This window comes from Frankia sp. CeTa3Moorea (assembly GCF_978021225.1).
The window spans coordinates 1-24,455 of record NZ_CDXDOR010000054.1 but is presented as its reverse complement, the minus strand read 5'-3'; the positions used below and the strand labels follow the sequence as shown (position 1 = coordinate 24,455).

Sequence of the window (24,455 nt, the reverse complement as noted above, 5' to 3'; positions counted from 1 at the left end):
CCGGGGCCACTGCGGGCACGCCGGCGCCCGTGCCCGTGCCAGCCGTCGAGGCGGAGTCGGCCGCGGACCGCCTCGCCTGGCATCTGTGCGGGGGATGCCGGACCCTTCTCTATGGCAAGCGGTTCCTCGCAGCCAACCGGGTCTGCCCGGAGTGCGGCTGGCATGCGCCGCTGACGGCACCGAGCCGGCTCGCCCAGTTGCTGGACCCGGGATGGTCCGAGCTGGCGACGCCCGTGCCCGCGGATCCCGATCCGCTGCGCTTCACCGATTCGGCACCCTATCCGGACCGGGTGCGCCAGGCCCGCGAGCGGACCGGACTGGCCGAGGCGGTCGTCTGCGCGCGGGGACGCATCGACGGCGCCGAGGTGATCGTCGCGGCGATGGACTTCCGTTTCCTGGGCGGCAGCCTGGGATCGGCCGTCGGCGAGGCCATCACCCGGGCGGGCGAGGTGGCGTTGGCCGAGCGCACACCGCTGGTGATCGTGACCGCCTCCGGCGGTGCCCGCATGCAGGAAGGCCTGCTGTCGCTGATGCAGATGGCCAAGACGAGCCAGATGCTCGGCCGGCTCGACGAGGCGGGCGTGCTCACCGTGGCACTGATCAGCGACCCGACGTTCGGGGGGGTGGCAGCCTCCTTCGCCACTCTGTGTGATGTCATCGTCGCCGAGCCGGGTGCTCGCCTCGGGTTCGCCGGTCCCCGGGTGATCGAGCAGACGATCCGCCAGAAGCTGCCGCCCGGCTTCCAGACGGCGGAGTTCCTGCTGGACCACGGCATCGTGGACATGATCGTTCCCCGTGGCGACCTGCGGGCCGCGCTGTCCCGGCTCCTGCGCGTCGCCACCGGCGTTCATGAGATGGCCGAGGGCGCCGCGGCCGGGGGCGCCATGGCCGGGGGCGCCATGGCCGGGGGCATCGCAGCCGGGGGCGGCCCGTCCGACGGGCACGACGGAGCCGAGCGGGTGATCACCGAGGCGCTCCACCTGCCCGTCCGTCATCCCTGGGACGCCGTGCGGCAGGCCAGGGCACTCGGGCGCCCGACCACCCTCGACCTGATCTCGCTTCTGCTGGACGACTTCAACGAGCTGCACGGCGACCGGGCCTCCGCCGACTGCCCGGCGATGGTCGCCGGTCTCGGCCGGTTGGGCGGAGTCGGGCTGGCCGTGATCGGCACCCAGAAGGGGCACACGGTCGCCGAGCTCAGCGAGCGGAACTTCGGCATGCCCAGTCCCGCCGGGTACCGCAAGGCGGCGCGGGTCATGCGGCTGGCGGCCAAGCTCGGCCTGCCGGTGGTCACCTTCATCGACACCGCCGGCGCCCATCCCGGCGTCGAGGCGGAGGAACGGGGACAGTCGGTCGCGATTGCCGAGAACCTGCGCCTGATGGGGGCGCTGCCCGTTCCGGTCGTCGCCGTCGTCACCGGCGAGGGCGGCAGCGGCGGAGCGCTGGCGCTCGCGGTCGCCGACCGGGTGCTGATGTGCGCGAACGCGGTGTATTCAGTGATCAGCCCGGAGGGATGTGCGTCGATCCTCTGGAAGGACGCGACCGCCGCGCCGAAGGCGGCCGAGGCACTGCGCGTGGACGCGCGCCAGCTGCTGGAGCTCGGGATTGTCGACGGGGTCGTACCCGAGCCTGACGGCGGTGCCGCGGCCGATCCCGTCCACGCCGCGGCGCTCGTCGGTGCCGCGCTGCGCGCGACGCTGGCGACGCTGGGATTGGCCGGCCCGGAGGAGCTCGTGTACCGGCGGTGGCTGCGCTTCCGTCGCTTCGGCGCGGTGGCGGGTGAGCCGGCCGGCGCGTCACCCCCGGAACGCCTGGGCAACTCCGAACACCCGGGACACTCCGAACACAGGGAGCAGAGCTCATGAGCACGACTGTGGCAGCGCGCCGCTCCGGCGCCGTCTCCTCCAACGGAAACCGGGCGGTCGACGATCCGGGCACGGCGCCGGGATGGTCGACCGCCGCGCCCGGCCCGCTGTCCGCCATCGACGCGGCGGACGTCGACACCATCCTGGCCGCGGTGCAGCACCACGCCCTTGCCCTGTACGCGAACGCGGTGCGGCCGCCGTCGCACCTGCGGGTGACCGCCGGCGACATCGTCGTGGAGCTGGCCTGGACCGACCTGGCCGAGCTCGGTGACGACCGGCGCGGGCCCGTCCAGGCGACGGCGCCGCCGCGTCGTCATCCGGTTCCCGCGCCTCGCTCCGTTCCTGGTGGTGCCGTTCCCGGCGGTGCTGGTTCCGGCGGTGCTGGTTCCGGCGGTGCTGGTTCCGGTGGTGCCGTTCCCGGTGGTGCCGTTCCCGGCGAGGTCGCGCTGGTCGAGGAGCGGTCGGCGGACTCGCCGACCGCCGGTGGTGATGCTGGCCTGAGCTACGTCACCGCGCCGAGCGTCGGGGTCTTCTACTACGCTCCCGAACCCGGTGCGCGGCCGTTCGTCCGGGTCGGGGACACCGTGAAGGCCGGGCAGCAGGTCGCGATCCTCGAGGTGATGAAGCTGATGATCCCCATCGAGGCGGACACGGCCGGCCAGATCGTCGAGGTGTGCCAGCCCGACGCGACGTCGGTCGAGTACGGCGAACGGCTGATCGCTATCGATCCGGACGCCCGCGGCTGATGGTCACCACCGTCCTGATCGCCAACCGGGGCGAGATTGCTCTGCGGGTCCTCCGCACCTGCCGGGAGCTCGGCCTGCGCACCGTCGCCGTCTACTCGGCCGACGACCGCGGCAGCATGGTGACCCGGCTCGCCGACCGGGCCGTCCAGATCGGTCCGGGCCCCGCCGGCCGTAGCTACCTCAACATCCCGACGATCATCGAGGCCGCCCGGCTCGCCGGTGCGGACGCCATCCATCCTGGATACGGATTCCTTTCCGAGAACGCGGACTTCGCGGAGGTCTGCGAGTCCGAGGGCATCACCTTCGTCGGACCGCCCGCCTCGGTCATGGAGAAGCTCGGGGACAAGGCCGTCGCCCGCTCGCTGATGGTTGCCGCGGGCCTTCCGCTGCTGCCCGGAAGCCATACCGCGATCGACCACGCGGACGAGGCAGAGGTGTTCGCCGACAGGATCGGCTATCCCGTGATCATCAAGGCCGCTGCCGGCGGCGGCGGTCGGGGGATGCGCGTCGTCGAGCAGCCCGAGGAGTTCCTTCGCGCCTACACCGAGACCCGGGCGGGCGCGCAGGCCGTCTTCGGCGACGGGCGGGTGTACGTCGAGCGGTACCTGCCTTCGGCTCGGCACGTGGAGATCCAGGTGCTCTGCGACCAGTACGGCAACGGCGTGTACCTGGGGGCCCGGGACTGCTCGGTGCAGCGGCGTCACCAGAAACTCATTGAAGAGACGCCGGCGCCCGGCCTCCCCGCGGACCTCATCGAGGAGATGGGGCGGGCCGCGCTGCGCGGGGTCTCCACGGCGGGCTACGTCGGCGCGGGCACCGTCGAGTTCCTGGTCGACCCGGCCGGTGCGTACTACTTCATGGAGGTCAACTGCCGGCTACAGGTGGAGCATCCGGTGACGGAGATGGTGACCGGCATCGACCTCGTCGCCGAGCAGTTCCGGATCGCCGCGGGGGAGAAACTCGACCTCACCCAGGACGCGGTCGTCCCGCGCGGCGTCGCGATCGAGTGCCGCGTCAACGCCGAGGACCCGGTCCGGGGATTCGCCCCCGCGCCCGGAACGCTCACGGAGTGCCATTTCCCCGGCGGGCCCTTCGTCCGGGTGGACAGCCACGTGCACCCCGGCTACCGGATACCGACCCGGTACGACTCCCTGCTGGCGAAGGTGGTCGCCTGGGCGCCGGATCGCGACGGCGCGGTCCGGCGGATGCGCTCGGCCCTGTCAGAGCTGCGCATCGAGGGACCGGGCGTGGCCACGACCGTGCCCTTCCTCCGGCGGGTGCTCGACGATTCCCGGTTCCGGACCGCGACTCACGACACCTCCCTCGTCGCCGCGCTCACCTCGACCGGCTGACCAGAGTTCTCTACGCAGAGTTGTGGAGGGTTGAGTACGGTCTGACGCCGCCAGACCGTACTCAACCCTCCGCATTTCCCCGGCCATGCCAGGCCGGGCTGAGGTCTGGGTTATCCACAGATCGCGGTAGGCCCTGGCACCGCCGCTGATCGGTGGGTGAGTCTGTGACGGTGACAGCAGGATCATGCCCGGTGGCGGCGAGGGTGCGTTCGGCATGACGCAGGACGGGCGCGTCGACCATCCGTCCCTCGAAGGAGAACACGCCGGCGGAGTGCGCCGCCGCGTCGAGTACCCGCCGCGCCCACGCCACCTCGTCGGCGGACGGCGCGAATGCCTGCCGCACGGCCGCGACCTGCCTCGGGTGGATACACGCCTTCGCCGCGAAGCCGCTCGCGACGGCGTCACGAGCCTCGGCCGCGAGGCCGTCGACGTCGGCGATGTCCAGGTACACGGAGTCGACGGCAACCCGCCCGTGCGCTCCGGCCGCCAGCAGGACGCTCGCCCGGGCATGCAGGGCGACGCCCCGGTAGCGGCCGGCCTGGTCCCGGCTCGACCGGCCACCCAGCGCGGCGACGAGATCCTCCGCCCCCCACATGACGCCGATGGTGGTGGGAACGGCCGCGATCCCGGCCGCGGCGAGCACGCCGCGCGGTGTCTCGCACAGGGCGACGACCCGGCGCGGCCCGACGGCGGCGACCTGCTCGGCGGACTCCGTCTTGGCCAGCATGACGATGGTGTAGGGCGTGTCGGCGAGGGCGCGCAGGTCCTCGTCGTGATCGGCGGTCCCGGCGGGGTTGATCCGGACGATCGCCCGCAGTGGGTCGAGGACGGTCTCCCGCAACGCGCGCCGTGCCCGCGGCCGGTCCGCCGCCGCCACGCCGTCCTCCAGATCGAGGATGACCCCGTCGGCCGCGGCGGCCGCCTTGGCGAATCGGTCGGGCCGGTCCGCGGGGCAGAACAGCAACGCCGGGCCGGGCAGCTGCCCGATCACCGGTCCGCCGCCCGGCGCAGCATCAGCGCGGACCGTACCGCCACGGCTACCACGTCACCGTGCTGGTTGCGCGCGGTGTGCTCGAAGGTGACCACGCCCTGCCCGGGCCGACTGCGGGAGAGCCGCTTGTCGCGCACCACGGTCTCGGCGTAGAGCGTGTCGCCGGGGAACACCGGTGCGGGGAAGCGGATCTCGGTGAACCCGAGGTTGGCCACGGTTGTTCCCTGGGTCAGCCGGCTCACCGACAGGCCGACCAGCGTCGCGAGGGTGAACATGCTGTTGACCAGCCGAGTGCCGAACGTCTGGGTCGTGCTCCAGGCCTCGTCGAGGTGCAGCGCCTGGGTGTTCATCGTCAACGTGCTGAACAGGGTGTTGTCGGCTTCGCTCACGGTCCGCCCGGGCCGGTGGGCGTAGATGACGTCGGTCTCCAGCTCGTCGAACCACAGCCCCCGTTCCTCGACGCGCCGGCATTCCCGCCCTGTCTGCCCTGTCTGCCCTGTCTGCCCTGTCTGCCCTGTCTGCCCTGTCTGCCCTGTCTGCCCGGTCTCCGCGGTCTGCGGGGGAGGGGATGTCCCTGCCTCCATCGGTGCCTCCCTCGATCGACTCCCGTCGCCGGCCGCCGGTGTTCAGCGGCCGAAGACGGCAGGGGTAGGGTAACCCGCGTTGCGCTGGCCGTGGGTGAAGGTTCATCACCCCTTCCGGGGGCGTTCCGGTCGACCCGATAGCTTCCGGGCGTCCGGAGTGCGGGTGGCGGGCCGGCCCGATGAACCGCCGTCCCCGGAAAAGACCGGAAAAGAACCGTGCGGTCCTCGTGATGAAGGAGTCCGGAAATACGGCACCGCAGGCTTTTGTTGGCACTGGCCGTTGGTACGCTGACCGCGTCCGTGTCGATCCCGATCCCGGCGGGCGCGGCCACCCCGCTCGGCACCGGGACCGCTCCGTCCACGATCGCCGTGATCGGCGACATCCCCTACGGCGCCGCCAAGATCGCCGAGTTCCCCGCCGACATCAGCAAGATCAACGCCGATCCCGACGTGTCGCTGGTCGCGCATCTCGGCGACATCAAGAATGGCAGCAGCGTCTGTTCGGACTCGTACTTCGCCACCATCAAGTCGGATTTCGACCAGTTCCAGGATCCTCTTGTCTATACCCCCGGCGACAACGAGTGGACCGACTGCCACCGCGCGAACAACGGCGGCTACAATCCTCTCGAACGTCTCGGAAAACTGCGTCAGGTGTTCTTCCCTGTCCCGGGCCGGACCCTCGGCGTGAACGCCCGGCAGGTCACCAGTGAATCCGCGGACCCGGCCTACGCGCCCTTCGTGGAGAACGCCATGTGGACCCAGTCCGGTGTGGTTTTCTCGACACTTAACGTGCAGGGCAGCAACAACGGCCTCGTCCCGTGGTTCGGGGTGACGCCGCTGTCCGCGGAGCAGCGGAACGAGTATTCCACCAGGCTTGACGCGGACCTTGAGTGGATCAACAAGGCGTTCAACGCCGCACGCCAGACCGGGGCGCCGGGGGTCGCGCTGCTCATGCAGGCCGATATGTGGGACACCAGCGCGCTGGCCGCCGGTGGAGATGGTCTGAGTGGCTTCGATCCCATCGTCAAGCGGATTGGGACCCTCGCCGAGCATTTCGGCAAGCCGGTGCTCATCCTGCAGGGTGACTCGCACAACTTCCGGGTCGACCACCCGTTCACGAGCACGGACCCGCTTTACGGCCTCCACCCGCTGGCCCCGAAGACCCTGCAGGCTCCCAACGTGACCCGCATTGTCGTCGATGGCAGCGCTCAGGCGAACGGCTACCTGAAGCTCACGATCAACCCGGCTGCCCCGGGCGTCTTCAGCTGGACTCGCGTCAACTACTGAGGGTATGAATCCTCCCACCGGCCGGGGCCGTTTCGCGGTCCCGGCCGGTCCCGGAGCCGATGAGGGCGAGCATCGACGCCGCCCGGCTGCGCAGCCGGTGCGCGGTTACCGGCACAGAGGCCGGTACGCGAGATCGGGGGCGTATCTCCGCCACTGATCCTCGGTGATGGTGGTCGTGACGGAGCCGCACAGCGCGTGGGTGATCTCGTCCCCTCTCGTCTCCCACAGACGGGCGCCGCGGCCATCCACCGTCACCAGGGAACGGTCGCGTGGGTTGAACGTCGAGAACGTGTCGCCGGGGAGCGTGGCCACTGTCTGCGGATGGTCGGGTCTTCGCAGATTCCACGCGGACCGGGACTAATTGATGGCCGAGCGGTGAACACCGTGCGACCGCAATGTGACGTCGCCGTTTACCGGAGTGTCGCCGGGATCTACCATCATGGGGGCAGACGGGGCCAATCGGGGGATTCGGGCGGAGGGCTGGTGCGTTCGGCGCAGCGGGGCAGGACCGTCGGGCTCCTGCTGGCCGGTCTGCTCGTGATCGCGGTGGTGGCCCTGATCGTGGTCCCCCGGCTGGGGGGCGACGCCGGCGGTGGTCCGCCCGATGGCAGCGTGCGGACCGTCCGGGTCCTGGCCGGTTCGGAGAAGCGGGACTTCTTCGCGGATCCCGCGGTGGGCGTCCGGCTCGCGGAGCTCGGCTACCGGCTGCAGGTCGATACCGCGGGGTCCAGGGAGATCGCCACCAGCCGCGACCTGACCCCCTATGACCTGGCCTTTCCGGCCGACGCGCCGCAGGCCGACCGGATCAGGGCCGCCAGGAAGGTGACGAAGTCCTACGTCCCCTTCTTCAGCCCGATGGCGATCGCCACCTTCCAGCCGATCGTGTCACTGCTGCAGAACGCCGGGGTCGTGCGGATGGACGGCGGCCACCGCGTCCTGAACATGCGCGGCTACCTCGATCTGGTCGGTAGGAACACCCGCTGGTCGGACCTGCCGGGGAACACCGCTTTCGAGACCGGCAAGTCCGTGCTCATCAGTTCGACGGATGTGCGGACGTCGAACTCCGCGGCGCTGTACCTGGCGATCGCCAGCTATGTCGAGAACGGCGGCAACGTCGTCGCCGACAGCGCCGCGGCGGATCAGGTGGCCGCCCGCTGCGCACCGCTGTTCGTCAAGCAGGGCTATGTCGAGCAGTCCACCCAGGAACCCTTCGACGACTTCCTCACCATTGGGATGGGGAAGACACCGATGGCCATGATCTACGAGGCGCAGTTTGTCGCCCGTCAGCTCGCGAAGGACGGCTCCATCAGCCCCGACATGGTCCTCATGTACCCGGAGCCAACGATCTACGCGAAGCACACGGTGGTACCGCTGACCGCCGATGGCGAGGCCGCCGGGCGGCTACTCGCCACCGACCCGCAGCTGCAGCGTCTCGCGGCTCAGCACGGGTTTCGTACCGCGGATGCCGCGTACGGCCGCCGCCTGGCCACCGAACGGGGTCTCGCGCCGCCGCCGTCGCTGGTTGACGTGGTGGAACCGCCCACCGCCGCCATCGAGGAACGCATGATTGACAAGATTGTGAACCAGGCGCAGGGGAGACCCGGTTGACCACGCAACCGCCGGCCGCCGACCGGAATACGGCACCTGGCGATACGGCACCTGGCGGCGACCTGGTGCTGACCCCGCCCGAGCCGGTGGCACCGGTGCCCCTTGACCGGGCCGAACCGGCCGTTCCGATCGATCCGGGCGCCGCGGCCCGGCTGGACGAGCAGGCTGGCACGTTCGCGCGCACGCTGCTGTCCATCGATGCCCACTCGCCGGCGTTCACGTCGAAGGTCGCCGCCGTGCACCGGCTGGGGGAGAAGGAGATCCGGGAATCGGCGTCGGTGTCCAACCGGTTACTCGACAAGCCCACCCGGGCGATGAACTCCGGGCCCTTCGACCAGACCTCGGCGGTGTCGAAGTCCCTGGTCGAGCTGCGCCGGGTCGTGGCGGACCTCGACCCCTCCCGGCAGAATCTCGACGCCCCCAGAAAGCTACTCGGCGTGCTCCCCTTCGGCAACCGGCTGCGGGACTACTTCGCCTCCTACCGGTCGTCGCAGGCCCACCTGGACGGGATCCTGCGCTCCCTGCAGCACGGTCAGGAGGAGCTGCGCCGGGACAACGCCGCCATCGAGCAGGAGAAGCAGAACCTGTGGGCGACGATCGGCCGGCTGCGGGAGTACGCCTACCTCGCCGGCAGACTCGACGGTGAGCTCGAGACGGGGATCGCGGCGCTCGCGGGCACCGACCCGGACCGGGCGGAGGAGCTTCGCCGGGATGTGCTGTTCTACGTCCGCCAGAAGCACCAGGACCTGCTCACCCAGCTTGCCGTCGGCGCACAGGGCTACCTTGCGTTGGACCTGCTCCGGCGCAACAACCTCGAACTCATCAAGGGTGTGGACCGGGCGAGCACCACGACCGTGTCGGCGCTGCGCACCGCGGTGATCGTCGCCCAGGCGCTGGCCGACCAGAAACTGGTCCTCGACCAGATCTCGGCCCTGAACAGCACCACCGAGAAGATTATTTCCGGCACATCGGAGCTGTTGCGCCGGCAGAGCGCCGACGTGCACCGGCAGGCGTCCTCGGCGACCGTCTCGCTGCGGGCCCTCCAGCAGGCCTTCGCGAACATCTACGCCACCATCGACGCCATCGACGACTACCGCGCCGCCGCGCTGGACACCATGCGAACGACAGTGGACGCGCTGTCCACCGAGATCGGCAGGGCCACCGCCTACCTGGACCGGTCGGCCGCGGGCGAGGTCGGCGAGCTTGGCTCGTACCCCGACGGAGGTGGCGAGCTGACGCTGCCGGGCGGCGGCCGGTGAACCGACGGCCGCGCGCAGCCCTGCTCGCGTGTCTCCTGACGGTGCTGCTCGCGGCCGCCTGCTCGGGCGGAGGCCCGGGACCGGCGGACGGGTCCGGCACCGGCGGGTCCGGCACCGGCGAATCCGCGGGCGAACTCACCGTCCTCGCCGGCTCCGAACTCCAGGACATCCAGCCGCTGCTCTCCGATCTCACCCGGGCGACCGGCGTCACCCTGCGGCTGACCTACACCGGCACCCTGGACGGCGCCGACGCGATTACCAGGGGCACCGCCCAGGCCGACGCCGCCTGGTTCGCCTCCGACCGGTACCTGCGACTGCTGCCGACCGGCGCGACGCCCGTGGCCGCGCGATCGTCGATCATGCTGTCGCCGGTGGTGTTCGGGGTCCGGCGCAGCCTGGCCCGGCAGTTCGGCTGGACCGGCAACCCGAACGTGACCTGGGCCGACATCGCCGCGAAGGTGGCGGCCGGCCAGCTCTCCTACGCCATGACGAATCCCGCGGCGTCGAACTCGGGTTTCTCCGCCCTGGTCGGGGTGGCGGCGGCACTCGCCGGCACCTCGGACGCGCTGCGCCCGCAGGACATCAGGCCTGCCCAGCTGACCTCGTTCTTTTCTGGCCAGGCACTGACCGCGGGCAGTTCCGGTTTCCTGACCGACGCCTACGCCCGCTCCCAGGACACTCTCGGCGGCATGATCAACTATGAGTCGGTGCTGCTGGCCCTGAACGCCGGGCACCGGCTGCGCGAACCATTGGAGCTGATCTATCCCAGGGACGGGATCGTCACCTCCGACTACCCTCTCCTGCTGCTGCGGCCGGATAAGCGTGACCTCTACGACCGGGTCGTCAGCTGGCTGCGCCTGCCGCAGACGCAGCGCCGGCTGCAGACTGCCACGAGCCGCCGGCCGGCCCTGCCCGGAGTGGCGCTGGACGCCCGGTTCCCGACGCGGACGCTCACCGAGCTGCCCTTCCCGGCGAGCCGGCAGGTCGCCGACCAGCTGCTGTCCGCCTACCTCGACCGGTTCCGGCGGCCCAGCCACGCCATCTTCCTGCTCGACCTGTCCGGGTCGATGGCCGGACCGCGGATAGCGGCGCTCCAGGCGGCGCTGCGCGGGCTCACCGGTGCGGACGACACGTTGCCCGGCAGGTTCGCCCGGTTCCGGGGTCGCGAGAAGATCACAATGATCACCTTTGCCGGCCGGGCCCACGACCCCGTGGACTTCGCCGTGAACGACCCGCGGCCGGGCTCCGCGGATCTGGCGGGCGTCAACACGTTCGTGGACGGCCTGCAACTCCAGGGCAACACCGCGATCTACTCGGCGCTGGAGGCCGGCTACCGGGCCGCCGGCGCGGCCGTCGAGGCCGACCCCGGCTACCTCACGTCGATCGTCCTGATGACCGACGGGGAGAACAACTCCGGTATCTCGGCCGCCGACTTCCGCTCCTCCTATCAGCGGCTGCCGGCGGCCGCGCGTGCCGTGCCTACCTTCACGATCGCCTTCGGGGAAGCCGACCCGGCGGCGCTGCGGGATATCTCCACCGACACCGGCGGCGCGGTGTTCGACGCCCGTACCTCGTCGCTGGCGGACGCGTTCAAGGACATCCGTGGCTACCAGTGAACCGCCGGCGCCGCGTCCACCGCGGCTCCCGCGCCCGGCACCACCACCCCCGCCGCCGCCGATCCCCGGCCGGGGACAGCGGATCCTCACCTGGTTCGGTTCGGCCAAGAACATCGCCGGCTGCACGTGCGCGCTCGCCGGCGCCGGCGCGAGTGCCGCGGGCCTGGTGGACTGGCCGTTCTGGCCGCCGGTCGTCGCGGCGCTCTACGCGATCGGCGCCTTGGTCGCACCGCGGCGCCGCGCCGCGGTCGCGGGCGGTGGGATCGATGTGGGTGATCTGCGGGCGGCGGTCGAGGCCCAGTACCGGACTCTGATCGACCGAGCACCGGACGACCGGGCACTCGTCGCGGCCGCCGAGGAGGTCATCGGGGCGCTGCGGCAGGTTCTGGACACCCCGCACCTGCTGCGTCCCGGCTCGCCGGAGACGTTCGCCGTCGAGCGGACGGTCGCCGATTACCTGCCCACCGCGGTGGAGACCTATCTGGGGCTGCCGCGGGCCTACGCCGAGACCCACCGGCTGCCCGACGGCCGCACCCCCCGCGATGTCCTGCTGGCGACGCTGGCCCTGCTCGCCGGTGGGATGCGTGAGGTCACCGAGGCGGCCGCCCGCGGCGACACGGCCCAGTTGCTCGCGCACAGCCGCTTTCTCACCGACCGGTTCGGCCCGACCGAGCTCACCCTGCCCGATCCACCCCGGCCCGACCTGCCACACCTCCCGGGCTCATCTAGCCCCTAGCCCCTAGCCCCTGACGCCCCGGCGCACCAGGTCCGGATGTCGCATTCCCCATGATCGGCGGTACAGGTCCCGGCGGCCGGCGACGCGCGCCAAGGTGACCAGGAGCACGACACCGGCGATCACGTAGGCGTTCGTGAGGAGGATGGTCGGGTCGCGGTGGTGCGGCCAGTTCTGATCGTGGGGCGTGATCCACCAGACGGGGGAGGCCACGAACAACACGTAGCCGGCGAGCGCCGCTCCGACGTACCGGTGTGAGGCTCGGCCGTCGGTGCCGTTGGTGGCGAGCCAGAGCAGCGTCGGCACCGCCCACACCCAGTGGTGACTCCACGAGATCGGCGAGACCAGCAGTCCGGTGACCGCGCAGGCGAGCAGGCCCGCGACGGGCTCCCCGCGCCGGTGCAGCCGCACCGCGAGCGCCAGCCCGGCGACGGCGACGGCGGCCACCATCAGCCGGTGGATCTGGATTACCGACGCGCCGTCTCCCCAGATCCGGGTCATCGCGCCGTACAGTGACTGGTTGCCGGCGTACGTGACCGAGCCGATCCGGCCCGGATCCGCGAACACCCCGCCCCAGTAGGCGCGGGACGCCGCGGGTGCCAGCGCGAATGCCACGGCATGGGCCGCGAGAAACGTCCCCACCGCTCCGATCGCCACCCGGCGCCGGCCGGCCAGCCACAGGTAGGCCACGAAGATCAACGGAGTCAGTTTCACCGCCGCGGCGAGACCTGTGAGAGCACCCGGTGGCAATCGGGTGAACGGTGTGGACCGTCGCCCGGGCCCGGCATCGAGCCAGACCGCCAGCATCAGCAGGATGTTGACCTGCCCGAAGATGATGGTGCTGCGAACCGGTTCCGTCGCGAGCGCCGCCACCAGCAGCAGCGGCGGCGCCCAGCGCGAGCCCAGTGCCCGCCTGGCCCCGGCGGCCCGCGCGGTGCCGGTCGGCGGGATGAGCCAGGCCCGCAGCCTGGACAGCAGCAGGATGAGTGCCGCGACGGTCAGCGCGGCCCAGACAACCTCGGCCAGCCCCAGTGAGATGGCGGCGAACGGCGTGAACAGCACCGCCGCGATCGGCGGGTAGGTGAAGGGCAGGCCGGCCGCCGTACGCACCTGGTAAAGGGCGGGCCCGTCCCAGACGGCCTGCCCACCCAGCCGGTAGACAGCGAAGTCGGTCTGCGGCTGCGGTGCGATCATCACCGTGAGCACCACCAGCGCGGCGGCGACGCCCGTGGTCACGACGGGCGCCGTCGGTCGCGCCGAGGCGACCGGCACCGGTCCCGGGCCTGCCGTCTCCCCGTCGGGGCAGGCGGTACCGGTTGCCGGGCGCATGGTTCTCGCTTGCCGCATGCGTTCGGCATAGCACCCCGAGGCGGTCCGCCAGCTGGGAGCCCGGCAGCCACCATCAGCCGTTCATCCCGGCGCCATCCGCCGGTGGCCGTCGGCGCTGAGGCAGGACACCGCGGGCCGAGGCAGGACACCGCGGGCCGGGCCGGTGCCCGTGGGCTCCGACATCCTTACAGGACAGGTATTGTTCACCGGGTGGTCCCGGGCGCGCCGCCTGTTGGCGAGGTAGAAACGTCAGGCTTTGTACCGGAATGGACAAGATAGAGGACACCGCGCCGCACGGAACCGCCCGACCGGGCGATCCTGGTCGACGCCGTTCGTCGTGCATCGGTGGGGGCGTTGGCGGACGCCTCGACGGAGGCGCCGTCCTGCTCGCGGGATGTGGGACCGCCGGATCGGTGCTGGTGGTGCTGGTAGCGGGGCGACTGGCCCTGCAGCCCGGAGTCGTGACCCCGTCACGCTGGTTCGGGCTGCTCGACCCGGTGCCGCTCGACCGCCCCTCTCCGCTACCCGCTTTTATGATCATCGGGGTGGCGCTGCTCGTCGGCGCATGGTTCCGGTTGTGCCAGCGCGCGCACCACGGCGACCTGTCGGTCCCGCGGATAGGCCTCATCATCGGCTGCTGGGCCGTTCCGGTGCTGCTCGGCCCGCCGATCCTCAGCCTCGACGTCTACTGCTACGCCGCGCAGGGGACGATGCTCGCCGCCGGGCTCGACCCCTACGCCACCGGGCCCACCGCGCTCGGCGCCCGCCCCGTCCTGCTGGCCGTCGATCCGATCTGGAGATCAGCGCTGTCGCCCTACGGGCCGGTCGCCCTCGGCTACTTCCGGCTGGTGAATGCGCTTGCGGGCGGTGACGTCCTGCGCGCGGTCGTGCTGCACCGGGTCGTCGCGGGGGCGAGCGTCGTCGTGATGGCGGTGTGCGTGGTGCGGGTGTCCTCCGTGGCGCGCCGGCCCTGGGCGCTGGCGTTCTGCGCGGGTAGTCCGATCGTGCTGCTGCAGCTCGTCGGCGCGATCCATCTCGAGGCCATCCTGCTGGCGCTGCTCGTCGGCGGTCTGACGGCGGTGTACCGCGGCAGGCCGGTGCTCGGTCTCGTCCTCATCACCGCGGCCGCGCTGGTGAAGTGGCCCGCGGCCTTGGTCGTCGTGGTGGTGCTGGTCTGGCGGTCGGTCAGGGCAGTGAGTGCCGCTACCGCCGCGACCGCGGCCTCGGTCGGATCGGGTCGGCGTGCGGCCCAGCTCCGTCGCGTCGGTGCCGTCGCTGGGCGGGACCTCGCCGTCGTGGCGAGCGTCGTCGTGGTGCTGTCGAGTCTGGTACCCGACGGCTTCGGATGGCTGCGCGCCGCGCGGACACCGGCCGCCGGACTGACCCTCTACGCCCCGACCACCTGCCTCGCCGATTTTCTGTCCGTCCTGGCGAGGATGGCCGGATCGGCGATGCGCTTCGAGGATCTGGTGGGACCCACCCGGGCCGCGGGTGTGGCCGTCGCCGCCGGGATCTTCGTCTGGCTGCTGGTGACCGTCCGCGACCGTGAACCGCATGCCACCGCCGGGCTGGCACTACTCAGCCTGGCCCTGCTCGGACCCGTCCTCTACCCCTGGTATCTCACCTGGGGCGCCGTGCTCCTCGGCCTGACTGGGCAGGCGCCGCGACGGGTGCTCGGGGCGGTCACCGTGGTCGGCTCGTTCCTGGCCCTGCCGCACTGCGAGCTATTGTTCGTCGATCACCCGCAGGTTGCTCCCTGGTTCGTCCGGCAGGGGCCGATCGTCCTGCTCCTCGGCTTGACCTGCGGCATCGCCGTGGCCCTGGCCGCCCGGCGTCGTCCTACCAGCGTGCCCTGAGCGCGGCGCCCGTTCCGTCCGTCGCCGGGTCTCACGCCTCGTCGGCGGCTCGGCGCAACTCCTCGATGTCGAGCTTCGACATCTTCAGCATCGCCTGCATCGCCCGCTGGGACCGGCCCGGGTCGGGATCGTCAAGGAGCTCGGGCAGGGCCGTGGGCACGATCTGCCAGGACAGCCCGTACCGGTCCTTGAGCCACCCACAGGGTCCTGCCTCGCCACCGTCGGTCAGCCGGTCCCAGTACTCGTCGATCTCGGCCTGGGAACCGCAGCCGACCTGCAGCGAGATTCCCTCCGAGAAGGTGAACTCGGGTCCGCCGTTCAGCGCGACGTACTCCTGACCATCCAGTTCAAACCGGACGGTCATGACCGTACCCTCGGGACGGGGCCCGGCCGGGCCGTAGCGGGTGATGTCGACGATCCGCGAGTTCGGGAAGATCGACGTGTAGAATGTGGCTGCCTCCTCGCCCTGAGTATCGAACCACAGACATGGCGTGATTGCTGGCATCCTCCGGCCCTTCCTGTCTGTATGAGAAGCGCGCGGCCATTTCCCGCACGAGCTTTTCCCGAAAGAGCTTTTCCCGAAAGAGCGTCGTGGTACCCCTGGATCAGGGGCGAAAGCGGTCCGGGTCGGCCGCGGCCCAGTCCGCCGCCCAGTCCGCCGGCGGCTCGGCGAGCAGTTCCCCGGGTCCGAGCCACTCGTACAGCTCGGCGTAGCTGCGGGTGTCGGTGTGGGTGACCCGGCGCATCAGCATCCCCGGGTGCAGCTGTTCGGGACCGGCGCAGCCCAGCGAGGCGATCACCTGCACCGCCTGGGCCACCGTGGCCTGTTGGTAGCGGCGTACCCGCTCGCCCTTGTCCGCGACGTCCACCGCGCGGGCGCGGCGCGGATCCTGGGTGGCCACCCCGACCGGGCAGGTGTTGGTGTGACAGCGTTGCGCCTGGATGCAGCCGACCGCCATCATCATCGCGCGGGCCGCATTGGTGTAGTCGGCGCCCTGGGCGAGCCGTTTGACGATGTCCACCCCGGTGGCGATCTTGCCGCTCACCCCGATCCGGATCCGGTCCCGCAGGCCGACGCCGACGAGTGCGTTGTGCACCGTCATCAGGCCCTCGGTGAGCGGAGTGCCGACGTGGTCCTCGTACTCCAGCGGCGCGGCGCCGGTGCCGCCCTCACCTCCGTCGACGACGATGAAGTCGGGGGTGATCCCCTCCGCCAGCATCGCCCGGCAGATCGCGAGCAGTTCCCGCCGGGACCCCACACACAGTTTGAATCCCGTGGGCTTGCCGCCCGCGAGCTCCCGCATCCGGGCGATGAACAGCACCAGTTCCCGCGGAGTCGAGAAGACCCGGTGTCCCGGCGGGCTGACACAGGTCACCCCGGCCGGGACACCGCGGGCCCGCGCGATTTCGGCGCTGACCTTCGCCGCGGGCAGGATGCCGCCGAGGCCGGGCTTGGCGCCCTGGCTCAGCTTCAGCTCGACCATCCGGACCGACGGAAGAGCTGCCTTGTCCTTGAACAGCGCCGGGTCGAAGTCGCCGTCCGCCGTGCGGGCACCGAAGTAGCCGCTGCCGATCTCCCAGACGAGGTCGGCGTGGTAGCGCAGATGATGCTCGGTGAGACCGCCCTCCCCGGTGTCGTGAGCGAAACCGCCCGCCGCCGCGCCGCGGTTCATCGCGAGCACGGCGTTGCCCGACAACGCTCCGAAGCTCATCGCCGAGATGTTGAGCAGCGCCATGTCATACGGCCGGGTGCAGTCCGGGCCGCCGATACGCACCCGGGGCGACGGGGTACCCGGCGCAACCGCCAGTGGCACCGTCGAATGCAGCAGGTACTCGTAGCCGACCGCGTTGACATCGCGCTCGGTGCCGAACGCCTGGTCGCTGTGGATGCCCTTCGCTCGTTCGTAGATGCTCGTCCGGATGTCGCGGTCGAACGGGCGGCCGTCGTAGTTGCGTTCGATGAAGTACTGCTGGATCTCCGGCCGGATGGACTCCAGTATGAAGCGGAGGTGGCCGAACACCGGGTAGTTCCGCAGGATTGCGTGCCGGCGTTGCGTGACGTCGTGGACGGCCAGGGCGAGCAGGGCGCCGGACACGGCGGCGGCCCCCCACCAGCCCGCCGACCACCACAGCCCGGCGGCGATCGCCGCCGCCATGAGCCCCGCCAGGGCCGGCCCTATCCCGAACGAGAACATCGCGATCGCGATCCTTCCCTGCGCCGGCCGTGCGCAGGCTGTGCGCGGGCCGCGGCCGGCGGAACCCGGCCGATCTGCCTGGACCCGTCGGGTCCGGCGCCTTCGACGCTATACGCCGGACGGTTCACGGAGTGTTCCAGGGCCGTGCCGCGGCCGCGGGGACACGCAATGGGCGGGGACCCGCAATGGCAAGCGGGCCGTCGGTGAACAGGGTGACTCCCTGCTCACAACAACTTTCACAGTACTCCGGAATGTCCGCCTCTTTCCCTGGGGGCATCGGACGGATAGTCGCCGCCGCGTTCGTCATCCTCCACATCGAGCACACCAGGACGACCTGCCTGCACATCGCCACGACCCGTTACGCGGAAAGGCTTGGCGCTTGGCGCTTGGCGCACCGTGCACGGTGCACGTGTCGCTGCGCCGGAAGACCTCTCGTCCGTGCGAGCATCGGTCCGGCTCGGGTGCGGCCGCCACACCAGAAAATTCGAGACTCCGGGAGTACGACAAGACCACGATCATGCCGTTAGGCCCGCTGGTTTCAACTGCTCGGCCCCATGCACCCGGTCGCGGTTGTCCGCTGAAATTCCTAAGACCGAAATAGCGACTCTTTTGCGCCGAGAGCCCCTCTCGACCATAACGAGAAAGGTGGATTTTTTATCCGATCACTGCGCCTGATGACCGCTGTCGGCGTGGACAAAAAGCGGTAGACGTCATCAAGCGGTAGACCTCATCGAGGGCCGGCATCATTGAGGTGTGCTCGAAGGAGCGGCACCACATCGTCCACATCCTGGACCGGGATGACGGTCGGCAGCGATGAATCCTGGGCGTCCACGGCCCAGGTGCCGAGACCGATCACCGTCTTCCCGGCCCGGAGCGCGAAGGAGATCTCACTAAGTGTTCCCCAGCTTCCGCCGACGGCGACCAACGCGTCGCTGCCGCGGACGAGCAGGCCGTTGCGCAGCTCGCCCAGCCCGGTCGGGAGGCTGACGGTGAGATGGTCGTTTCCCTCGTCCCGGGACAGGCCCGGCAGCAGCCCGATCGTCGTCCCGCCGACCGATCGGGCGCCCCGGCAGGCCGCTGCCATGACCCCGCCCAGGCCCCCGCAGACGACGTACCAGCCGACCTCGGCGAGACGCCGTCCGATGGACTCGGCGGTGGCGACCTCACGGACGGTGGCCTTGGCCGGCCCGATCACCCCGATGTAGACCTCGTCCCGCCGCATCCGCCCGTCCCGCCGCATCCGTCGATCCTCCCGCCGGTGAGCCGGTCGAGCGACCGCGCGCCGCATCGGACAGCCACATCGGACAGCCACATCGGAGAGTCCGCGCCCTGCACGCTTCGTCACGTTTTATCGAGGCCCGGCGGGATAGTAGAGACCCTGTTGGGGCCGCCGGCCCCGCCAGCAGGGCCGACGGACCGGATGGACGGGCCGGACGAGACCGGGCGAGAGTGGTCGTGGTCGAGTGGTCGTGGTCGAGTGGTCGTGGTCACGCAGGTGGGCCGGGGCGAGGCGTCGGGTGGCGGCCGGTACCCGGCGACGACAAGGGTGGGGGTGCAGGTCCGTGGCGAGTAGTGCGGGATTCTTCCCGAGGCGGGTCATAGCTGTGACACGCATGTGTAACCGGCAGGCCGTAGCGTAGCCCGCCATGAGCGACGCACGAATCGTGGCCGTCGGCGTCGAGGAGGAATTTCACATCCTCGATCTCACCACCCGTCAGCTCGTTCCCAGGGCCGAGGAAATCCTCCGCCGGCTCGACGGGGACTCGTTCTCCCCAGAGCTATTGAAATCGGTTGTCGAGACGAACAGTCAGCCGACGGCGGATCTGCTGGAGCTGCGGACGAACCTGCTCGATCTGCGGCGGCGACTCGCGGAGGTGACCGGCGAGCTCGGGCTCGGGCCGGCCGCCGCGGGCACCGTGCCGATCGTGGACATGGATCTGCTCGACGTCTCCCGGGACGACCGTTACGAGCAGATGACTGAGGACTACCAGATCGTCGCGCGCGAGCAGCTCATCTGCGGCGCTCAGGTGCACGTCGACGTGGCCGACCGTGACCTCGCGATGGCCGTCGTCGCCTGGACCGCGCCGTGGCTGCCGATGCTGCTGGCGCTCTCGGCCAGCTCGCCGTTCTGGATGGGTGCCGACAGCGGCTACGCGAGCATGCGCACGCTGGTGTGGCAGCGCTGGCCGACCGCGGGGGTCGCCGGGTCCTTCCGGACCGCCGCCGAGTACGACCAGCTCGTGGCGGACCTGATCAAGTCCGGGGTGATCAGCGACCCGGGGATGGTCTACTTCGACGTCCGCCCGTCGGCCCACCTGCCCACCGTCGAGCTGCGCATCTGCGATGCCTGCCCGGACGTCGACAACGTCATCCTCATCGCCGGGCTGTTCCGGGCGCTGGTGTGCCAGGCCATCGAGGAGATCGAGGCCGGCGGCCAGGCCCCGCCGCCGCGCGCGGAGCTGCTGCGCGCGGCGACCTGGCGGGCGGCCCGGTCCGGCCTGGAGGGCGACCTCGTCGACATCCTCGGTACCGGCCCTATACCGGCCCAGGCCATGCTGCGCCGGCTGCTCACCGAGGTCCGCCCGCAGCTCGAACGGTTCGACGACTGGGAGCTCATCGACAACCTGGCCGAACAGGCCGTTGGCCGGGGCAGCTCCGCGCACCGCCAGCGCCGGGCCTTCGCCCGTCGGGGTTTGCTCACCGACGTCGCGGATCTGGTGCTGGCCGAGACCCGCGACGTCCCGCCCGCGGGGGCGGCGGCCGCGCTGGGGAGCGCGCCCGCCGTGTCCGCCTCCGACCAGATTGCGCCGCGGCTGCTCGAGCGCTACCAGCCGACCGGGTACGACGAGATCGTCGATGCCCGCGGCGCGGTCCGTCCCCAGTACCGGGCCGTCATGCGCACCTTGGAACGGCTCGGCCCGGGCATCCTCGACGAACGGGTCGGGACGCGCGAGGCCGAGCAGAACGACCGGGGGATCATCTTCCGGGCCTCGGGGGACTCCACCAGCCGTCCCTTTCCGTTCGACCTGGTCCCGCGGATCATCGCCGCCGACGACTGGACGACCCTGACGACCGGGCTGAGCCAGCGGGTCCGGGCCTTGGAGGCGTTCCTGCGCGACATCTACGGCGAGCGGGCGGCCGTCGCCGACGGGATCGTGCCGGCCTGGGTGGTCAACGACGCGCCGAGCCTGCGCCACGGCGGTCGCGCCGCCGGCCCGGACGCCATCCGGGTGACCGTCGCCGGCATCGACCTGGTCCGCGGCGGCGACGGCGGCTGGCTGGTGCTGGAGGACAACCTGCGCGTCCCGTCCGGTATCGCCTACGCCATGGAAGGCCGGCGGCTCGCCGAGTCGGTGCTGCCGGAGCTCGGTCCGCCGGCCGGCATCCTGCGGCTGGACGGTATACCCGCCCTGCTGCACGAGGCGCTGGTCGCGGCGGCCCCGGCGGCGGCCGCGGGGGAACCGGCGGTGGCCGTGCTGACCGGCGGGAAGAGCGACGCGGCGTACTTCGAGCATTCCCTGCTCGCCGAGAAGATGGGCGTTGCGCTGGTGGAACCGGCGGATCTGCTGGTCGACGACAACGACGTCGTCCACCGGATCGACGGCTCCCGGCGGTGCCGCGTCGACGTCCTTTACCGCCGGATGGACGAGGACGACCTGTTCGGCGCCCTCGGAGCCGACGGCACCCCGTTGGGGCTCCCGCTGCTGCGCGCGATCCGGGCCCGCCGGGTCGGCATGGCGAACGCTCTGGGTAACGGGGTGGGTGACGACAAGGTCGTCTACGCCTACGTCCCGCGGATGGTCACCTACTACCTGGGCGAGCAGCCGGTGCTCGACGACGTGCCGACCTATGTCTGCGGTGACCCGGAGCAGTGCGAACACGTGCTGGACAACCTCGATCAACTGGTGGTGAAGCCGGTCGACGGGTACGGCGGGTCCGGCGTGGTCATCGGGCCGCGCGCCGAGCCCTACCGGCTCACCGAGGTCCGCGAGCGGATCTTGGCCGATCCCCGGCAGTGGATCGGCCAGGAACTGGTGTCGCTGTCGACCCATCCGACCTGGCACGACAGCCATCTCGAACCCTGCGCGGTGGATCTGCGGGTCTTCGTCTACGCCGGGCGGGAGCCGCGGGTGGTGCCCGCGGCGCTCAGCCGGGTGGCGCCTCCCGGCAGTCTGATCGTCAACTCCTCGCAGGGCGGGGGGTCCAAGGACACCTGGATTCCCCGCCGTTAGCCGGTGATTCCCCGCCGTCAACCGCTCCGTGACAGCTACTCTCCGTAGTCGGATCCAGGATGGCCCCGTCTTCCGTCGCCGGATGCTCCGTCGCCGGATGCTCCGTCGCGGGTGCGCTGCGGTTCCGCGCGGGGTGCGCTGCGGTTCCGCGCGGGGTGCGCTGCGGTTCCGCGCGGGTTGGCGACCGAGGGAGTTGGCAACATCGCGGACACTGTTGTGAAATCTCCGTCCTCGAGAGTGAGGTCGTCATCAACGGCTGCGGTATCGGGAAGGAAGCCCCGGGGAATGGATCTCGCCTGACTTCATCGATCGACGGGAGCGCACATGTGCGGGCTGAGTGGCGAGCTGAGATTCGACGGCCGGGGAGCGAACGTCGACGCGGTGGTGCGGATGACCGCGACGATGGTGCCGCGGGGCCCGGACGGCGTGGGAGTGTGGTCCGCCGGCCCGGTTGCGTTCGGGCACCGTCGCCTGAAGATCATCGATTTGTCCGAGCGCGGTGCCCAGCCCATGGTGGACAACGAGCTCGGCCTGACCACGGTGTTCAACGGGTGCATCTACAATTATCAGGAGCTGCGTGACGAGCTGGTCGCGGCCGGCTACCGCTTCTTCTCCACCTCCGACACGGAGGTGATCGGCAAGGCGTACCACCGGTGGGGGAGACGCTGCGTCGACCACTTCGCCGGGATGTTCGCCTTCGCCATCGCCGAGCGGGACAGCGGGCGGCTGATCCTCGCCCGGGACCGGCTCGGCATCAAGCCGCTCTACCTCACCGGGAACAGCGAGCGCCTGCGGTTCGCCTCCACCCTGCCGGCCCTGCTCGCCGGCGGCGGTGTCTCCTCCGACATCGACCTGGTCGCCTTTCACCACTACCTGTCGTTCCATTCCGTGGTGCCCGCCCCGCACACGATTCTGGCCGGGGTGCGCAAGCTGCCCGCGGCGACCGTGCGGGTGGTGGAACCGGACGGCACCTCGACCGACGACCTGTACTGGCGTCCCAGCTTCACCCGCGATCCCGCGCACGCGGACTGGACCCCCCGTGACTGGCAGGACGCGATCGCCGAGCGGCTGCGCCTCGCGGTGCGCCGCCGGATGGTCGCCGACGTCCCGGTCGGCGTGCTGCTGTCCGGTGGGCTGGACTCCAGTCTGATCGTCGCGCTGCTCGCCGAGGCGGGGCAGAAGGATCTCGCGACCTTCAGTGTCGGGTTCGAGGCCGTCGGCGGCGAGCCCGGCGACGAGTTCGTCTACTCCGACGTCATCGCCCGGTATTTCGATACCGACCATCACCAGATCCGGGTGCCGGGGACGAGGCTGCTGCCCGCCGTCGACGCGGCCATCGCCGCGATGAGCGAGCCGATGGTCAGCCACGACTGCGTGGCCTTCTACCTGCTCTCCCAGGAGGTCTCCCGGCACGTCAAGGTCGTGCAGTCGGGGCAGGGCGCCGACGAGGTCTTCGCCGGGTATTCCTGGTATCCGCCGCTGGCGGGTGTTGGGCGGACCGACGCCGTCGACGCCTACCTGCGGGTCTTCGCCGACCGACCGCACCGGGACCTGCCCGCGATGGTGGAGCCGCACCATCTCATCGAGGCCGATGCCAGCCGGCACTTCGTCGCCTCCCACTTCGCCCGGCCGGGCGCCGAGACCGCCGTCGACGCCGCGCTGCGCATCGACTCGACGATCATGCTCGTTGACGACCCCGTGAAACGGGTCGACAACATGACGATGGCCGCGGGGCTCGAGGCCCGCACCCCCTTCCTCGACCACGAGCTGGTCGAGCTCGCCGCCGCCTGCCCGCCGGAGCTGAAGCTCGCCTCCGGCGGCAAGGGCGTGCTCAAGAACATCGGCCGCCCGCTGATGCCGGTCGACGTCATCGACCGACCCAAGGGGTATTTCCCGGTGCCGGCGATCCGTCATCTCGACGGGCCGTTCCTGGACCGGGTGCGCGAGGCGCTCACCGATCCGGCGGCGAAGACGCGGGGCCTGTTCCGGCCGGTGTGGGTCCGGACGATGCTCGCCGCCCCGAACGACAACCGCACGACGCTCGGCGCGAACGCCCTGTGGCAGGCCGCGCTGCTCGAGATGTGGCTCCAGGCCCACACGGTCGCGTGATCTACGTAGGTCGCACGACCCACGTACGTCGCACGACCGAGTCGCATGATCCCTTGGAGTGACATGATCCGACCCGCGGTGGCGCAGCCGGTGGTGGGACGGCCGGCGGTGGCGCGGCCGGCGGTGGCGCGGCCGGCGGTGGCGCGGCCGGCGGTGCCGCACACCGTCGACTCCGGGCGTCCCGGCGATCTGTCCGACGCCTGGGTCGCGGCGGCGAGCTGTCGCGCACCGAGTACCGGCCCGCATGGTCGGCTCGCCTTCGTCGGCGATCGCGGCGGCGCCCCCGCGCTGTGGATCCGGGACCCGGACGGCCGGGAGCGCCCGGTCGACACCGGCCCCGGTCAGGTCCGGGCGGTCCTGTGGTCGCCGACCGACGACCGGATCGCCGTCCACGTCGCGCCGGGCGGCGGGGAGCTCACTGAGGTCCGGACCGTCCGGGCGGACGGCGGTGACCTGCGCCACCTGGCCGGCGGCGGGGGGCGGGCCGCCACCCCGGCCCGCTGGACCGACGACGGCCACGGCCTCGTCGTGACCGAGTCCGACCGCTCCGATCCGTCCGGCCGCACCGCCGCAGTGCTGATCGACTCCGGCGGGCGACGGACCCGCCTCGCCGCTGGAGTGGCGCTGCAGGTGTGCGACGTCGTCGCCCTCCCCGACCCCGCGCCGGACGGGACGGGGGGCGGCGGTCCGGGG

Annotated in this window: 19 protein-coding genes; 12 read left to right on the top strand and 7 right to left on the bottom strand. The window is 71.2% G+C overall.

Features of this window, described 5'->3' with window-relative positions; translation table 11 throughout:
• Window positions 1-29: 29 nt before the first annotated feature.
• From accA to AC08OV_RS11880, 3 genes are read left to right on the top strand one after another with little or no spacing between them, the layout of a single operon-like run.
• Window positions 30-1,865 (top strand): acetyl-CoA carboxylase carboxyl transferase subunit alpha, encoded by a 1,836-nt coding sequence (accA, locus tag AC08OV_RS11890; RefSeq protein ID WP_476619665.1) that lies wholly within the window; start codon window positions 30-32, stop codon window positions 1,863-1,865.
• The gene (locus tag AC08OV_RS11885) at window positions 1,862-2,611 is read left to right on the top strand and encodes an acetyl-CoA carboxylase biotin carboxyl carrier protein (protein ID WP_476613262.1); all 750 of its coding nucleotides are present in this window, start codon (window positions 1,862-1,864) and stop codon (window positions 2,609-2,611) included. Before accA ends, AC08OV_RS11885 begins: the two co-directional genes overlap by 4 nt.
• Entirely contained in the window at window positions 2,611-3,963 is a 1,353-nt protein-coding gene (locus tag AC08OV_RS11880; protein ID WP_476613263.1) for an acetyl-CoA carboxylase biotin carboxylase subunit, read from the top strand. The genes AC08OV_RS11885 and AC08OV_RS11880 overlap by 1 nt, the downstream gene beginning before the upstream one ends.
• A 61-nt stretch (window positions 3,964-4,024) precedes the next feature.
• Here AC08OV_RS11880 and AC08OV_RS11875 read toward each other — a convergent pair whose 3' ends face one another.
• Together AC08OV_RS11875 and AC08OV_RS11870 are read right to left on the bottom strand one after the other, a co-directional pair.
• Window positions 4,025-4,954 carry an HpcH/HpaI aldolase/citrate lyase family protein gene (locus AC08OV_RS11875; RefSeq protein ID WP_476613264.1) on the bottom strand — a complete coding sequence of 310 codons (930 nt, stop codon included), beginning with the start codon at window positions 4,952-4,954 and terminating at the stop codon, window positions 4,025-4,027.
• On the bottom strand, window positions 4,951-5,538 hold the full coding sequence (locus AC08OV_RS11870; RefSeq protein WP_476613265.1) for a MaoC family dehydratase: 588 nt from the start codon (window positions 5,536-5,538) through the stop codon (window positions 4,951-4,953). Before AC08OV_RS11870 ends, AC08OV_RS11875 begins: the two co-directional genes overlap by 4 nt.
• 267 nt (window positions 5,539-5,805) lie before the next feature.
• On the opposite strand from AC08OV_RS11870, the gene AC08OV_RS11865 reads away from it, so the two are divergent.
• Window positions 5,806-6,825 (top strand): metallophosphoesterase, encoded by a 1,020-nt coding sequence (locus AC08OV_RS11865; RefSeq protein ID WP_476619663.1) that lies wholly within the window; start codon window positions 5,806-5,808, stop codon window positions 6,823-6,825.
• Between the two features lie 105 nt (window positions 6,826-6,930).
• On the opposite strand, the gene AC08OV_RS11860 is transcribed toward AC08OV_RS11865, so the two are convergent.
• Window positions 6,931-7,137 carry a hypothetical protein gene (locus tag AC08OV_RS11860; RefSeq protein WP_462188068.1) on the bottom strand — a complete coding sequence of 69 codons (207 nt, stop codon included), beginning with the start codon at window positions 7,135-7,137 and terminating at the stop codon, window positions 6,931-6,933.
• 171 nt (window positions 7,138-7,308) lie between these two features.
• On the opposite strand from AC08OV_RS11860, the gene AC08OV_RS11855 reads away from it, so the two are divergent.
• From AC08OV_RS11855 to AC08OV_RS11840, 4 genes are read left to right on the top strand one after another with little or no spacing between them, the layout of a single operon-like run.
• Window positions 7,309-8,433: a hypothetical protein gene (locus tag AC08OV_RS11855; protein WP_476613267.1), complete on the top strand. Its 1,125-nt coding sequence runs from the start codon at window positions 7,309-7,311 to the stop codon at window positions 8,431-8,433.
• Window positions 8,430-9,692 (top strand): toxic anion resistance protein, encoded by a 1,263-nt coding sequence (locus tag AC08OV_RS11850; protein WP_476613268.1) that lies wholly within the window; start codon window positions 8,430-8,432, stop codon window positions 9,690-9,692. The genes AC08OV_RS11855 and AC08OV_RS11850 overlap by 4 nt, the downstream gene beginning before the upstream one ends.
• The gene (locus AC08OV_RS11845) at window positions 9,689-11,308 is read left to right on the top strand and encodes a vWA domain-containing protein (RefSeq protein ID WP_476613269.1); all 1,620 of its coding nucleotides are present in this window, start codon (window positions 9,689-9,691) and stop codon (window positions 11,306-11,308) included. Before AC08OV_RS11850 ends, AC08OV_RS11845 begins: the two co-directional genes overlap by 4 nt.
• A complete protein-coding gene (locus AC08OV_RS11840; RefSeq protein WP_476619662.1) occupies window positions 11,295-12,044 on the top strand; it encodes a hypothetical protein in 750 nt (249 codons plus the stop codon). The genes AC08OV_RS11845 and AC08OV_RS11840 overlap by 14 nt, the downstream gene beginning before the upstream one ends.
• A gap of 3 nt (window positions 12,045-12,047) precedes the next feature.
• Here the strand turns inward: AC08OV_RS11840 and AC08OV_RS11835 are convergent, their stop codons facing one another.
• Window positions 12,048-13,277 (bottom strand): glycosyltransferase 87 family protein, encoded by a 1,230-nt coding sequence (locus AC08OV_RS11835; RefSeq protein ID WP_476619661.1) that lies wholly within the window; start codon window positions 13,275-13,277, stop codon window positions 12,048-12,050.
• A 359-nt stretch (window positions 13,278-13,636) separates the two neighbouring features.
• Here AC08OV_RS11835 and mptB point away from each other — a divergent pair, with 359 nt between their 5' ends.
• Window positions 13,637-15,226, top strand: coding sequence for a polyprenol phosphomannose-dependent alpha 1,6 mannosyltransferase MptB (gene mptB / locus AC08OV_RS11830; RefSeq protein ID WP_476614251.1), 1,590 nt, complete (start codon window positions 13,637-13,639; stop codon window positions 15,224-15,226).
• 31 nt (window positions 15,227-15,257) lie between these two features.
• Here mptB and AC08OV_RS11825 read toward each other — a convergent pair whose 3' ends face one another.
• From AC08OV_RS11825 to AC08OV_RS11815, 3 genes are all read right to left on the bottom strand, one after another.
• Complete coding sequence (locus AC08OV_RS11825; RefSeq protein ID WP_476614250.1) at window positions 15,258-15,731, bottom strand: VOC family protein; 474 nt, start codon at window positions 15,729-15,731, stop codon at window positions 15,258-15,260.
• Between the two features lie 100 nt (window positions 15,732-15,831).
• Window positions 15,832-17,421, bottom strand: a complete 1,590-nt coding sequence (locus tag AC08OV_RS11820; protein WP_476614249.1) for an FMN-binding glutamate synthase family protein — start codon at window positions 17,419-17,421, stop codon at window positions 15,832-15,834.
• Between the two features lie 727 nt (window positions 17,422-18,148).
• On the bottom strand, window positions 18,149-18,661 hold the full coding sequence (locus tag AC08OV_RS11815) for a TIGR00725 family protein (RefSeq protein ID WP_476614248.1): 513 nt from the start codon (window positions 18,659-18,661) through the stop codon (window positions 18,149-18,151).
• 406 nt (window positions 18,662-19,067) lie between these two features.
• Between AC08OV_RS11815 and AC08OV_RS11810 the strand changes: the two genes are divergently transcribed.
• The 3 genes from AC08OV_RS11810 to AC08OV_RS11800 form a co-directional block, all read left to right on the top strand.
• Window positions 19,068-21,653 (top strand): glutamate--cysteine ligase, encoded by a 2,586-nt coding sequence (locus AC08OV_RS11810; RefSeq protein ID WP_476614247.1) that lies wholly within the window; start codon window positions 19,068-19,070, stop codon window positions 21,651-21,653.
• Between the two features lie 324 nt (window positions 21,654-21,977).
• Entirely contained in the window at window positions 21,978-23,762 is a 1,785-nt protein-coding gene (locus AC08OV_RS11805; protein WP_476614246.1) for an N-acetylglutaminylglutamine amidotransferase, read from the top strand.
• A gap of 63 nt (window positions 23,763-23,825) precedes the next feature.
• Window positions 23,826-24,455: TolB family protein (locus AC08OV_RS11800; RefSeq protein WP_476619660.1), on the top strand; the 630-nt coding region annotated here is incomplete at its 3' end.